Source organism: Aquimarina besae (assembly GCF_042434905.1).
In the GTDB taxonomy this organism is placed as follows: domain Bacteria; phylum Bacteroidota; class Bacteroidia; order Flavobacteriales; family Flavobacteriaceae; genus Aquimarina.
The window spans coordinates 2,435,537-2,450,193 of the sequence record NZ_CP170199.1; the positions used below are offsets into that span (position 1 = coordinate 2,435,537).

9 protein-coding genes are annotated in these 14,657 nt (G+C 34.3%); all 9 read right to left on the reverse strand.

The genetic code is table 11. The features are described from left to right. Positions 1-214: 214 nt before the first annotated feature. The 9 genes from ACE94K_RS10565 to ACE94K_RS10605 all read right to left on the reverse strand — a co-directional run bounded on the left by ACE94K_RS10565 (position 215) and on the right by ACE94K_RS10605 (position 14,599). Positions 215-3,658 carry a starch-binding protein gene (locus ACE94K_RS10565; RefSeq protein WP_378183922.1) on the reverse strand — a complete coding sequence of 1,148 codons (3,444 nt, stop codon included), beginning with the start codon at positions 3,656-3,658 and terminating at the stop codon, positions 215-217. Positions 3,659-3,913: 255 nt separating this feature from the next. Next, positions 3,914-4,540 (reverse strand): class I SAM-dependent methyltransferase, encoded by a 627-nt coding sequence (locus ACE94K_RS10570; RefSeq protein WP_378183924.1) that lies wholly within the window; start codon positions 4,538-4,540, stop codon positions 3,914-3,916. A gap of 9 nt (positions 4,541-4,549) precedes the next feature. Next, a complete protein-coding gene (locus ACE94K_RS10575) occupies positions 4,550-6,610 on the reverse strand; it encodes a DUF349 domain-containing protein (protein WP_378183926.1) in 2,061 nt (686 codons plus the stop codon). Between the two features lie 141 nt (positions 6,611-6,751). Next, a complete protein-coding gene (locus ACE94K_RS10580; protein WP_378183928.1) occupies positions 6,752-7,480 on the reverse strand; it encodes a shikimate dehydrogenase family protein in 729 nt (242 codons plus the stop codon). Continuing rightward, a complete protein-coding gene (locus ACE94K_RS10585; RefSeq protein WP_378183930.1) occupies positions 7,477-8,505 on the reverse strand; it encodes a DUF368 domain-containing protein in 1,029 nt (342 codons plus the stop codon). The genes ACE94K_RS10580 and ACE94K_RS10585 overlap by 4 nt, the downstream gene beginning before the upstream one ends. A gap of 4 nt (positions 8,506-8,509) precedes the next feature. Beyond that, positions 8,510-9,475: a DUF368 domain-containing protein gene (locus ACE94K_RS10590; RefSeq protein WP_378183932.1), complete on the reverse strand. Its 966-nt coding sequence runs from the start codon at positions 9,473-9,475 to the stop codon at positions 8,510-8,512. A 122-nt stretch (positions 9,476-9,597) separates the two neighbouring features. Then, complete coding sequence (locus tag ACE94K_RS10595) at positions 9,598-10,995, reverse strand: tetratricopeptide repeat protein (protein ID WP_378183934.1); 1,398 nt, start codon at positions 10,993-10,995, stop codon at positions 9,598-9,600. A 415-nt stretch (positions 10,996-11,410) separates the two neighbouring features. Continuing rightward, positions 11,411-12,610 carry an aspartate aminotransferase family protein gene (locus tag ACE94K_RS10600; protein ID WP_378183936.1) on the reverse strand — a complete coding sequence of 400 codons (1,200 nt, stop codon included), beginning with the start codon at positions 12,608-12,610 and terminating at the stop codon, positions 11,411-11,413. A 105-nt stretch (positions 12,611-12,715) separates the two neighbouring features. Further along, entirely contained in the window at positions 12,716-14,599 is a 1,884-nt protein-coding gene (locus ACE94K_RS10605; protein ID WP_378183938.1) for an OstA-like protein, read from the reverse strand. Positions 14,600-14,657: the final 58 nt, after the last annotated feature.

A 14,657-nucleotide genomic window follows, 5' to 3' on the forward strand; every position in this document is an offset into this window, starting at 1 on the left:
GTTTTTTATACTTTTCTAAAACTGCCTGGTAATCGGATTCGATTTCATCTTTAGAGTGGAATGAATACAATCAATCCAATCCTGTTTTTCAGGCAGTTTTAATTTTTGTAGAAACAAGCTAAACTGATCACCAACCTTGTTTATATATAAAATTACCCGCTTAAGTATTTATTTAAGCGGGTAATTATATTCAAAAATTATTTTATTGGGTGTTTTACTGTTTTATTATCTTTTTGGTTACCGATTTACCATTTATAGTGATCTTGCAAAAGTAAATACCACTTGCTAGGGATCTCTTTCCTAAATTATATTGATGCTGACCTCGATTAACTTTCTTATTTACAACGGTTTGATAGGCTCCATATACATTAACAAGTTCAATCCTGAGATTGCTTGTTGCCTCCGTAGTACTTAATTGTAATACTGTGTTTGCTGTTAAAGGGTTAGGAAATAATTTAATGCTCCTGTTTAGAATTTCATCTTCTGGTTCATTAGTGTTCAGTCTATTGGTATCTGGTTTTTGATCGTGCCAAGCACCATTATAATACCATCCATCTTGGCATCGGTCGAGATCAGATGTTTGGGAAGCTCCATTATTGCTAAAGATAAGGTTCGTACAAGACGTGTTCTGTAAAGTATATCGGTACCAACCATCTGCATCAGCAATCATAGACTCTCCTGGCCAGGAAGTTGTAAGTACTGATGGAGTAGTGTTCCAAAAATAAATCGTAGGAGATGAATAGGTTTCTGGCTTAAAATATATGGTCAGATCCTGACTTTCTTCGGGATTGCTATCGTACCAGGTTCCGTTATAGTACCATCCATCACCACATCTTTGAAGATCTCCGGTTTGATTAGCTCCATTATCACTGAAGATGATATTAGCACAATTAATTCCGTTAAATACATATGAATACCAGCCGTTACCTATGTAGGTCATACTCCCACCCGGCCAGGGTACACTAATCGCAGTAGGAGAGGTATTCCAATAATAAATAGATGGATCAGACAATGGACCTTTGTAATAAATGGTCATAACATCTGTTGTATCCGAAAATGTAAATGAATTACTAATCACAGAAGATGATAATCCTTCTGTGTCATATGCTATAGCTTTTACATTAGTATCTGACGTCAAAGAAATTGGAGAGGTATACCTAATAGATGAAGTACTTGGTTCCTCTCCATTCAGCGTGTAATAAATTTCAACACCTTGAGAAGAATTATCTGTTGCGTTTAAGGTCACGTTAATAGTTTCTCCTGCGGTAAAAGAACCACCTTCTGGAGTCATAGATAGAACTGGTGGGGTATTTGAGGTATTTCTAGGATCCGCATCATACCAGATTCCCTCGTCAAACCAGCCATTTCTATTTCGGGTCAAATCATCAGTTTTAGTCCCTCCGTTATCGTTAAATAGTAAGTTTATACTTTCCACTCCTTCAAAAATATATTCGTACCACTCTGAGTTATCAATTTGGTTCATTTGTGGACCTGGCCAATTACTTGGAGGTAAAACATCCGGGGATTCATTCCAATAGTGCACATTAGCTTGTGACCACGAAGATGGTTTTTTAAAGTAAACGTGTAACCCTTCTATAGGACCTATCTGATAATTTTTTGTGAGAACATCAGATGCAGTCCCATCTTTATCAAAAACTATTGCTTTGATCGTAGTGGATTCAGTTATGGTAAATGATCCGTTATATGAAAAACTGGACGCACTGGGGTTTGATCCATCTACGGTATAAAAAATACTGTAAGGTGAACCGGCTCCTCCGACGGCTTCCATAGTAATGTTTATAGGATTTTCAGAGTTGGTAGTGTCTGGATTAATAATAACTACGGGGTTGCCAGGACCATTGACACAGTTTTCGAAGAATCCACCTCCACAGCCGCCAATAAGACCTGGTCCATTTAATACATAAATTCCAGCTGATCCCGAAGTAACGGTGAAGTTTAACACTGCATTTTGGGCTACAACTTCACGTCCGGTTACAGCATCTCTGTATAAACCATTGGTCATTCCTGAAATACTAAAGGAAGCGTCTCCGTCTTTAGCTAATCCTACAGCAACTTCACTATTTTGATAAATCCTGCGATAAGAAACCGCATTTCCAGGAGCTTCTTTCCAGTCCCAGTCACCTTTTTGCAATGCAGGTACAGCTTTTCGGATAGCATTAAGTTTCTTAATATGTTGATATATTTTATGATTAGGCGCTTGATCCATCACATCTCCGTAATATGCTCTACCTGTCTCATTGATAGATTTTTCAATTCCTGAAGCATCGTGAATATCATTATATTCACCAGCTTTAAATCGCATCTCGGTACCATAATATACTGTTGGTATTCCACGCCAGGTGAACATAAAATTCATACAAGCAGCCAAATTTTCATCAGAACCTCCGTAACGTCTGTTCCAATCATTATTAGGACCAAAATCGTGATTGTCCAACCATGTTACCAATGTAGAAGGATCACTGTATAAATGATCATAACGTGCTGCAGCTTTTACAGAAGGAAAAGACTGTCCTTCTTCAAAAGTACCGTGAAAAGTTGCCTCTCCAAAAAAGTCAATGACTGCAAGATCCAACGGTTCAGAATTGTTTACTTCACCTCTCCACGTATAATAATGGGGATTGATTTCATCCACCGGATGTAATTCGTGACGTTTTTGTGCTACTTCCCCAAAAATAAAGAGATCAGGATTAATTGCTTTAAATGCGTCATAAAAATAGATAATATCCTCTCTGCTCATATGTTTAACTGTATCCCAGCGAAAAGCATCTACTCCCATATTAATAAAAGTAGCATAGGCATTCACCAGATAATCTCTTACAACCTGGCTTCCGGTGTTGAGGTCAGGTGTGTCTCCGGCAAGTGCTCTGTTTTGTAGATTTTCTATATCATCAAAACCTTGTGCAAAACCATTACCGGAATGATGGTACCAATCCGGATCAGAAGTATCTACATAACTTTCTTTTCCAGGAAAATTATGCTGTGATAAATCTTGATTGTAGGGAGGAGGCATTTTTGCCAAATTAGCTCTACTCCAAAGTAAACCGTCTTCAGGATTTGGAGTCAAACCATCATATTCCCAATCACTGTTATCCGGAGCAAACCAAGGCTTGGTTGGATCGGTATTATATTTTATTTCTGCTACATCCTTTATCCCGAAACGCCCTGCGTGATTAGTTACAACATCCAAAACAATTTTCATATCCCTTGCATGAATTTCATTTATTAAATCCTGAAATGTGGCTCCAGGCGATTCTAACCTTGGATCAACTTTTGTAAAATCCCAGGCGTGATATCCGTGATAATCCAGAGGGCTACGATTATGAACAATCGGAGTAATCCAAATAGCGGTAAACCCGAGATCTTTGATATAATCTAGTTTTTGTATAAGACCCTTAAAATCTCCTCTCCAGGTTACATCATTGGGATCTGTAATCGTTGGATTTATTGTAGGATCAGGATTGTATGACGACCATTCGGTTGGGGCATTATTACTAGAGTCTCCATCAAAAAAACGAGTAGTCATCAAAAAATAAATTGTTTCTTCTCTAAAATCTGTTTGAGCGTTTGTTATATGAGAGTTGAGTAAAGAGATCCATAAGCATAAAAGGCTTATGATTTTAGGTAGTGAGTTTTTCATGAATTTTAGTGTTTGCGTTTGTGTCTTGTGTGAACTTAGAAGTTAATGTGTGTTGTTGTTTATAAATAAAAAATTAGAAATTATTGACACAATGATATTTTTTTAGCAAAAAATATATTGAATTAGCAATTTAGGTAATAATTATTCACCTAAACGGAGTTTAAATCACTCAAACGTTTTCGTGTTGATAAGATTTTGTGGGAGCCTCTGTTATAGATACTTAAGCAGAGTTTTTAGTAGCTATAAACGAGAAATTTATTTTTTAAAGGTAATAAGCTTTTTGGATACTATTAACTCGTTAAAATTGAAATATTCTTTGATCCAAATTAATGTCTTTTTAGTATAAAAGAATACGTGAGTAGGATCATTCTTGTACCACCAGAAGTCAAAATCAATGGATTTATCATAAAGATTAGTTTTGCAATATAAACGACCTCCTCTTTTTAATAATGAGTACAGTAGCTTGAATTCTTTCTTTGGGTTAAAAAAATGTTCCATAACTTCACAACAAGCTATATAATTATAGGTAGTATGAAGTACTTGGGGATTCGGATCAAAAAATGGGTCGTAGGTTTGAATGTCATATTCCTGATTTCTTAGCATTTCAGTTATAACAGGACCGCTACCACTTCCAAAATCTAACCCTTTGTGATTTTTATTATAATCAATTACAATTGAATCTACTATTGGCGAAACAAAATTCTGATAATCAGGATCGGTAATATCATTATTATGTGTGTCATACCTTTTTTTTTCTTCGTCTTTAGAAAGAAAACACGCTTCAGGTAACATAATACCATCACAGTTGCTACAATGATAATAAGTTTTTCCTTTTACAATAGAAAATTCAGTGGTTTTTGCAGTACAGAGTGTACAAACCATTATTTAGGATTATAGTTCTTTTATTTTCTTCAATTTATTTTTCCAAACCTCCAGAGTCTCTTTATGCTTATTGATATTTTTTCGGACTTCTATAACCATTGGATTGTCGTCATCTGCATGTTTAAAGAATTGAAGATTGTTCTCTAACTGTCGTATTTCATTACGTACTTCTTCAATCTTTTTTCTTATAAAATTCTGTTCATTTCTAAGTGCTCTATCGTCTGATTGGTTGGCTAAAGAACTAAGTTTGTTTTCATATTTGATCATGTCGGTTTGCTGTCGACTTAAATTAAGTTGTTCAAAAAAACCATCTAAGATTTTATTGTAATCAGCTTCAATATTTTTCTTTTTATAAGGAACCCGACCTAAGGTCTTCCAGGCGCTAATATTCTCTTTGATGGTAGCGAGATCACTTTCAGGATCACCTGATAGTTTTAAGTTTTTCAAAGATTCTAAATGCGCTAATTTCTTGTCATAAGCTTCTAACTCCTCTTTATTAATTTCATTTTTTTCTGCGTGTATACGATCAAAATAATAATTACAAGCGTCTTTAAATCTTTTCCATATCCTGTCACTGTCTTTGCGGGGTACGTGACCAATTTTTTTCCAATCTGCCTGAATTTTTTTCATCAACGGAGTTGTAACCGAAAAGTCATCACTGTCTTTGTTGTCTTCGGCGATTTTAATAAGCTCCATTTTCTTATTTAAATTCTCAAACTGATCTTTTTTAAGACTTTTGTAAAAAGCATTTTTATTTCGATTAAAATCTCTAACAGCACTTTTGAATTGACTCCAGGTTTCTTCATTAGCGCTAGACGGTACCTTTCCTGCTTTAAAAAATTCTTCTCTAAGAGCTTCTATTTCCTTAATCTTTTGTTGCCAACCTGCGTGGTTTTTAGGGTGATCAGAAGCAACATTCCTAATCTTTTCGATAATACCTTGCTTTACTTCAAGGTTTTTTTCATAGACCTTATCTTGTACTTTAAAAAATTGCTGACGATTTTCATGAATTTGTTTGGTAAGTGCGCTAAATTTTTCCCAGATAGGTTCGCGATATTCTTTTGCAACAGGTCCTAAGTCTTCTTTCCACATTTTATGAAGAATCTGTAATTCTCTAAATGCTCTGTTTACATCTGCTTCTTGAGCTAACTCATTGGCACGTTCAATGATCTTAAGTTTTTGCTCCAAATTATGTTTGAAGTCAAGATCTCTAAAATCTCTGTTGAGGTGCAAGAAGTCATAAAAATTCTCTGTATGATGATGGTAGGTATTCCATACAAGATTATATTTATCTCTGGGAATCGGTCCTGCATTATGCCATCGTTCTTTAATTTCTTTAAAATGATTGTAGGTAGTGTTGATATTTTCCTCAACATTAAGTAAACCTTTTAGTTCCTCAATGATATCTAATCTTTTCTGTAGGTTTGCCTGAAGGTCTTTTTTAAGGTTTTGATAGTAGGCATTTCTCTTTTCTTTGTAATCAAAATAAACTGAATTAAATTGTTTTTTAAGAGGAGTAGAGTAGTAGAAATCAATAATGTCACCACCATCAGCCAAGAACTCGTCTTTTTTCTGTTCTACTTCTTCGTTAAATTTTTCGTTAAACTCTGTTTTGATTTCCTCAACGTGTTCTTTAATAGCCTGAATTTTCTCATTTTTAATGAGATGCGTTAATTCTGCAATGAGTTCTTCTTTGCTCATTGCGTGATAATCTTTTTTCTCGATATTATGACGCTCTAATTTACTAGCGTCCTCACTATCATCAGCAACGGCCTCATCCAATTCACTTTGGATTTCATCGTTATGTGCTGTAGCAACCTCATTACTTTCTTCTTTTACCACAGTATTTGGTATATCTTCACCAGCGGCTGTGTCCTCAATCGAATTACTATCTTGAATAGACAATGGTTCTACGTTAGCGTTTTGATCGGGCATTGCGTCTTGAGATTCTGATGACTCAGATTCTGTTGCTGGTACTTCAGAAATTGGATTTTCTGTTTTTTTCTCTAAAGTGTTTGTCTTATGATCTTTATTTCCATCTGCTTCGGGCAGGTTATCGTGTGTGGACATTATATAAAATGTTTTTTGTTTGTCTGAGCTTAACTATTGACTAAGATACTAACATCTTATATAAACTCAAAGCAAATGAGTGCTTTTAGGAATTCCTTAGGGGAGTTTTGTAGCGTAATTTTAGATCTGGAAACAGAAAAATTATTGATTCCAGATTTCCCAGGATTTTTCTGCCTGTAAAATTAACATCTTCAGTCCATTAGAAATAGTAGCTCCTTTTTCTTTACCTTTTTTCATAAATGTAGTTTCTTCAGGATTATAGATAAGGTCATATAAAACGTGATACTTTCCTAAGTATTCATAAGGTATATTTGGGTAATTTTCTATGTTTGGATGTGTTCCTAATGGTGTACAGTTGATGATTAATTTGAATTCGTTCATAATGTCTTCATCAAGATCGTGATAAGCTAATTCCTGAACATCAGGATTACGGGAGACAAAGGAATATTTTATGCTTAAATTGCTTAGCGCATAGGCAATTGCTTTTGAAGCCCCGCCGGTTCCCAGAATAAGTGCTTTTTTGATAGTACTATTAAGTAGAGGTTTCAAGGATTCGGTAAAACCATAATAGTCACTGTTATAACCTGTAAGTTTTCCGTTATTTTCAAACTTAATTACATTAACGGCTCCAATTTCTTGGGCAACTGAATCTAGTTTATCAAGATATGGAATCACTTCTTCTTTATAAGGAATGGTTACATTCATTCCTCTTATTTCAGTATTTTGGATGATTGATGGTAATTCGCTGATTTGTTCAAGATCAAAATTCTTATACTGGTGATTAAGGTTTTCTTTTTTGAATTTATCAGAAAAATAATTTCTGGAAAAAGAATAACCAATATTCTTACCCAGTAATCCATATATACTCATTCGGGTTTAGTTTTTAAAGTTCTTTTTCCGTACCATTCAAGCCATAAAACAATTGCGATACCCACTAGAATAAAAAAGAAGGCGATATATGTGGGCCCAATAGTCATATCTGGTAAATATCGATCATAATTATCAAGAATAGGATTACCCTGTGCATCAATCAAGGTCTTACCAAATTCATTTTGCTTAAATATTTTATGTTTCCATGGCCAAACTACGCCTAAAGACCCAGTTATAAATCCAATTATCGCAGCAAAGGTGGCATTTTTATAATGTTTTAAAACATATCCTAAAAAATGAGATAATGTTACTAATCCTGTAATAGATCCTAAACTAAATACGACAAGTACTTTAAGTAATCGAATTCTCTCAGCGTTTTCAAGAAAGGATAGATCCCACTGAATGAGATCTGCTATCGTATCATAAAGAGCATTTACAGCATCTACTAGTAATAGTACATAATTTCCAAAAAGTATCAGAATAAATGAACCTGATAACCCTGGTAATGTCATACCCGAAACCCCAACAATACCACAGAAAAACACAAAAAATAAATTATCATTTTCTCTGGCAGGTTCTAATAAACTAATACTAATACCTACAATAGTTCCAATAAGTATAAAGGCAATGTTACGCCTGCTCCAGTCATTAAAATCTTTTACGATATAGTAAATGGACCCAATGATCATCCCAAAAAAAGCTGCCCAAACATATAGTTCGTAATGGATGATCAGGTAATCTAGAATTTTAGAAACACTGAAGTAACTAATTAACATTCCTAAAATTAACAGTGCCAAAAACCGACCGTTAATATATCTCCAAAAACTTTTGAACCTGAAATTTATAAAGAGTTTAAACGCTTTGAGATTGATTTTTTGTAAGGAGTAAATAAACTCTTCATAAAAACCTGCTACAAAAGCGACAACTCCACCAGAAACCCCAGGTACTTTGTTAGCTGCTCCCATAGCCAATCCCTTGATGACTAAAAAAAACTTATCGCTAAACGTTCTTGTGTTTTCTGACATTGTACTAATGCTCTTTTTTTACTGCGAGACGTTCTAATATAAGAATTAATAAAAAACCGATAGTAACAAATAACAACGTCCAGATAATCCTTGGGTCTCCATCAAAGTTAGCAGGTAATATACTTTTTTCTATAAACGGAACTTCAATTCCTTCTGAATTTGTTCTCCAAGACAATACTTTTTTCCAGGGCCATAATTTATTAAGAGAACCTATCATAAAACCTGTCAGTAATGCCAAGGTCATATTCTTATGATGAGTGAACATCCAGTTTAATACTTTAGAAAATAATTTTAGTCCTGTAATTGCTCCGACACCTATAAAAAGTAATTTGTAAAAGGCTTGCCATAGAAGTTCAAAATCTAATGATGTTAAGCCTTCTCCTAGTTGGTTAAGAATACCGATAAAGGTTTCGTAGGCTCCTAAAATTAATAAAATAAATGCTCCTGAAACTCCAGGTAAAATCATAGCGATGATTGCAATGAAACCGCAAAAAAGCAGATACCAAAGGCTTTCTGGAGATGCTATAGGCTCTGCAATTGTCAAAAAATAAGATAAGACTGCGGCAATAATAATACTAAGAACTACTTTTGGATTCCACGAGCTTATCTGTTTACCGATATATAAAATACTTGCTAAAACCAAACCAAAGAAAAATGCCCATAATAGCAGTGGTTCATTATGTAAAAGCCATTTGATTAATTTGGCTAAAGAAAGAATACTAATTGCTATACCTATAAACAGCGCCAACAAAAAAGAAAGATTGTAGGAGCTCCAGGCATTACTAAATCCATCTTTTTTCCAGGATTTGAAAAAATTGAAATCTAAATTGTTAATGGTGGAAATAAGTTCTTCGTAAATCCCCGAGATAAAAGCTATTGTTCCTCCCGAAACTCCCGGAACAACATCTGCAGCTCCCATAGCTATCCCTTTTAGAGAGATAACCAGATAGTGCTTAAGACTTCTTCGCATTCTTTTTTGTTTAGCAATTGTTATACAAACAAATGTATGTATTTTTTATTGTAAAAGGATATGATTACTGTAGTGAAATTAGTGTATTGATCATATCTTGAAACAAGAATGAAAACTGAACATTAACCTTTATATTCAGAAATGATATTCTGAATTAGAGAAAGATTAAAAATCTGTTCAAATAATTCCTCGAGCACAATAATGTATTCTGTATCTAATTCTAGCGCTTTTCTAAGATGAAATTCGCCTTTGTCAAATTCCTGTTTTTCGTAATATAATCCAGCTAACCTAAACTGCACTTCGGCATTTTCAGGATAAAATTCCATTGCCTGATGCATATTTTGAATAGCTGCGTCAGACTCACCAATAAATTTTAAAATATCAGATCTGTTAAGCCAGGTTTCTAATTCATAATTACCAAGCTCTAATGCTTTTCTATATCCACGTTCTGCTTCTTCAAAAAAGGCTAGCCTGTTATTGATTTTGGCATATCGTTTCCAGTACAATACGTTTTCAGAATCAATACTAATGGCTTTATTGGTGTAATAAAGTGCTTTTTGATAATTACGTTTTCTCATATAGAAATCAGTGATCGCAATCCAACCTTTATCTAATAATGGATCTTCGTGAACAGTTTTAGAATAATGTTGTATGGCAAGATCATCACTTCCTAGTTTCTCATAACATTTTCCTATTCGTAAGAGTGCAAAAGATGTAGGATCATCAAGCTCTAATGTTATACGATAGTTTTCTATAGCCTCGTTATAACGTTTTAATTTTTCAAGTACTTTTCCTTTTTCGAGATAAGCGCCAATAAAGTATTCATCACTTATGATAGCAAAATCAAAAGCTGCTAAGGCTTTCTCATAATCTTTTAGGTCATAGTATTGTTTACCAACCTGATGCCAAGCAACTTCACAATATGGATTTTTATCTAAAAACATATTCAGATAAGTAATGGCTTCTTCGTGTTGTTCCAAAAAATCAAAACAATAAATGATGTTATAGAGTGCAGAGTAATCTTGATCGTCTGTTTCTAGACATCTCATGAAGTTTATTTTTGCGTTTTCAAAATCATCCATAAAAAGGTACTCCATTCCGATTAAAGAATAGACATCCGCTTCATCAGCAGTATATTGTAAGGCCGTACTCAATAATTCGATGGCTTTAACGTGATCATTTTGTTTGGAAAGAATATTCGCCTTTTGGATGTAGATTTCTTCATTTTCTGGCTCCAATGCGTGAAGTTGAGCCAAAAGATTATCAGCTTTATCCAAACGATCTTCAAAAACTAAAACTTCAACTTGTAATAACTTTAAATTTATAGAAGACGGATGTTGCGAAAGCCCTAACGAAATTGCTTTTTTTGCTTTGGCGATTTTTCCATTCTCCAAATAATGATGAATAATGGATTCAAACTCATCAGAATCAAAAAACTTTACATCATTGGATCTTAACATAGACTCATAACGAGTAATTGATAGATCATTATCTCCGAATTCTTCGTGGTTAAATTTCATCCGTTCGTGTTTATTTTAAATAAATATCAGATGAAATTCGCATATCAATTATTTCATTATTTCTGAAATTCATAAGTATGCTCATTTCATACACGTTGATTAAAGATGCTATATAAATCAGAATGCGACGCAAGGCTGTTTTTGTTTTCCCCAACAAATTAACGTATTGCATTTATCCTCATTACTTAATTTACTTTTAGCATTATTGATTTCCTCTGTATTAAAATTACAAATGAAATTGTAGCATACTACTTCAGCAATCAATTGTTTTTAACAAACTAATTAACAAAATATGTACCATTAATTACTAACGGTTTAGTGTTTTAAGATATTATAAGCCTATACATAAAAATGGTTTTGTGAAAAAGGTAAGATAGTCTTTTAAAGATAAGGATTTTAAGTGAATTTTCAACTCTTATTGTACAAACTTTTTACGTCTCTGCATCTCATCGAGTAAGTCAATTATTATTTGGCAGCCTTCTTTAATTTCTTGTTTGGATATTGTTAACGGAGGCGTAATGCGGACTGCCTTTGGTTCGAAAAGTAACCAAAAAAGGATCAATCCTTTATCCTGACATTTTAATACTATTTCATTAGTGATTTCTGCCGATGGGGTTATTAAAGCAAGCATTAATCCAATACCCCTTATTTCTTGAATCAACGGATGAACCAATAGAGATCTAAATAATTTTTCTTTTTCTAAAGCTTCTGCCATTAAGTCACCTTCAGATATCTCTTGTAATGTTGCCAAAGAGGCAGCCGCAATCACAGGATTGCCTCCAAAGGTAGTAATATGTCCTAACTTTGGATTGTCTTGTAATTGATCCATCATCACAGAAGATGCAGTAAATGCACCTACAGGTAATCCTCCGCCCATACCTTTTCCCATGACAACTATATCAGGAATGATCTCATAATTCTGAAATCCAAATAGTTTTCCTGTGCGGCCAAATCCAGGTTGAATTTCGTCTAAAATCAGTACTGCGCCTACTGCATCACAACGTTCACGGACTTTTTTCAGGTAATTATCTTTTGGTTTGATAAATCCTGCTCCTCCTTGTATCGTTTCTAAAATTACTCCAGCTGTTTTCTCGGTAATATATTGTAAATCTTCTGATTTATTAAATTCTATAAATGATACATCTGGAATCAAAGGTCTGAATGCTTGTTTTCGTTCTTCATAACCCATCACGCTCATGGATCCCATTGTGTTACCGTGATAAGCAAGTTTTGCAGCTATGATCTGACTTCTTCCGGTAACTCTTCTTGCTAATTTAAGTGATCCTTCAATTGCTTCTGTTCCAGAGTTAGTGAGATATGTTTTCTCTAAAGGATGAGGTAGAAGGGATGCTAAAAGTTTGGTTAGCTCTACTGCTGGTTTTTGAATATATTCTCCATAAACCATTACATGTAGATATTTATCCAGTTGGTCTTTGATAGCTTTTACAACTCTAGGGTGTTTATGGCCAAGGCTGCAGGCCGAAACTCCGGCTACAAAATCGAGGTATCTTTTGTGATCTGTAGCATAAATATAGCTTCCTTCTGCGTGAGAGATTTCCATCGCCAGTGGGTGCGGAGTGGTCTGAGCTTGATATGTAAAAAAATCTTTTTTCACTATTGCTAAGTTACGTCAATCAGATCAAGTTATTATAATTGAATATAAAAATTTCTATGCATTAAATTCTTTAGAAAACATACTGTTTTAGAAGATTCGGTTAGTTTATTTCTCTATTTTAATACTATCCGTCTTTTGATTTTTCAGGGTAGTTACAGTAATACTATCGCGTTGTTTGGCCGATCTGTTTAGATTAAAATCTATGAAAGCAGTTTTTTTAGATGCTTTTTTTACAGAAGTACGATCTTTTTTCTTGCTTTTTAACCCTTTCTTGATTTGTGGTTTCGGATTGGGAATAGAGTCCAATTCTTCATTGGTCTCTTTTAGTTCGGCATCCTCTAACTTTTGTTCTAATAAGCGTGAGCCTTCAGATTTGTTATCTTCAAGTCGCTTTATAGTCTCTTCGTCAAAGAAATCATCATCTTCTACCGGCAATGGTATTCCGGTAATTTTAGTTAGTTTAGGTGGTTTTTCGCCTCTAAAGAGATCTTTTTTACTTAATATTTGTTCATCTCCACGCCATCTGAAACCTGATAATTCTCTGGCATTCTCGGGTAAATCAATTTCCCGATATAGGGTTCCATCTACATTTTGATAGTAATATACATCAACAATTTCACGTTGCTCCAGTAATAGTTTAATAGAGCTGGAGAGTACTTTGTTTATACCGATAAGTTTTAGCTCACCTTCACTTTCTCTTTGATAAAATATAGTTTCTGTATTTTTATCGATATCTACCTGATAAATTTCATTGTCTTTAAATAATCCATAAAGCGTCTGACCCTTGACCTGATTATATCCTGCTTTAAGCGTGTCTTCTTGTACCAAAAATGCGTTTTGATACACAACTAGCGAATCTAATTTTTCGGTTTCTGTATTAGAGATAATTTTAATGGTATCTCCAGTCATTTGATTGCGTTGTGACCAAATAATAGGCTTCCCAATCATTTTGGTATATCCCGTGGTTTGATCGACATTGATAGAATCACTTTTACCACTCATATTACTTTTAAAAATCCGAACATCGTAAAAACCATTCATAATCCTATGCTCAGGTTTTCCGGTTACCATCAGGGTGTCGCTATGGATATAGATAGAATCCTTTTCTTGCAGGGTTGCAGCTAATGCACGTTTTGTAATAAATACAGAATCTTTGTCTTTAAAAACTTCGGCATAATGTCCGGTAATAACAGAATTGTTGGCGGTGTCCAATACTTTGATATTGTTTGTTGCTGATGCAAATTGTATGGCACTGTTGTAAAATATACTATCGCCAAAAACCGTTCGATTGTCATAATCAATACGGGCATTTTTGATAGCGTATCCTGTTTTTACTTTGGTGTCATAAAAACCACGTTCACAATACAAAGTACTTTCTTTTCCTTTTACTGTAGATGGCCCATACAAATACGCGTGACCATTATCGGTATAATAGTCTAGTCGATCTGAGTCTACTGTGTTTTCGGGATTGACAATTTTTACTGATGTATTAAATGAATATTGTTTCCTATCCATAAAATATCTCCCTATTTTACTCGTCAAGGTATTAGAAGAGTCTTTTACTGTTCCACCGCTTCGATAATAGGCTTGTTGGCGCAAACGATCAAAGAATAGAGTATCCGTTGTTAAAGTATTGGATGGAGTTTCCAAAAATACTTTTTCCCTAGCATAGGCAAACTGGCTATTACCATTGTACTCTGCATAAGCACTAGTCATGGTTAGTGTATCTCCTTGCTTCATTTTAACGTTGCCAAGGGCTCTTACAAACTTATCTTCTCCGTAATGAATAGCTCTATCACACCAAATTTCAATACCATCGTGCTCTATGTAAACTTGCTTGTTTACCTTCGCAAGTATAGTGGCACCAGGAAAACGTTCTTCGTTTTTGATAGTACGGTCTGATTGAACTTTGATTTTTTTACCTTCTTGTGCAAATATGATGGCAGAAAAAAACAGCGTGAAAACTATATAGAAAAAAGTATTTTTCAAGTATTTAAATATTTGTCTGCAAAATAACGAAAATTGTATGTAATGATTGTACCCGTTC

Coding starts and splice junctions, on each gene's coding strand:
- ACE94K_RS10590 (WP_378183932.1), bottom strand. CDS start 9,475: ATGCGAAGAAGTCTTAAGCACTATCTGGTTATCTCTCTAAAAGGGATA.
- ACE94K_RS10580 (WP_378183928.1), bottom strand. CDS start 7,480: ATGAGTATATATGGATTACTGGGTAAGAATATTGGTTATTCTTTTTCC.
- ACE94K_RS10585 (WP_378183930.1), bottom strand. CDS start 8,505: ATGTCAGAAAACACAAGAACGTTTAGCGATAAGTTTTTTTTAGTCATC.
- ACE94K_RS10570 (WP_378183924.1), bottom strand. CDS start 4,540: ATGGTTTGTACACTCTGTACTGCAAAAACCACTGAATTTTCTATTGTA.
- ACE94K_RS10575 (WP_378183926.1), bottom strand. CDS start 6,610: ATGTCCACACACGATAACCTGCCCGAAGCAGATGGAAATAAAGATCAT.
- ACE94K_RS10595 (WP_378183934.1), bottom strand. CDS start 10,995: ATGAAATTTAACCACGAAGAATTCGGAGATAATGATCTATCAATTACT.
- ACE94K_RS10565 (WP_378183922.1), bottom strand. CDS start 3,658: ATGAAAAACTCACTACCTAAAATCATAAGCCTTTTATGCTTATGGATC.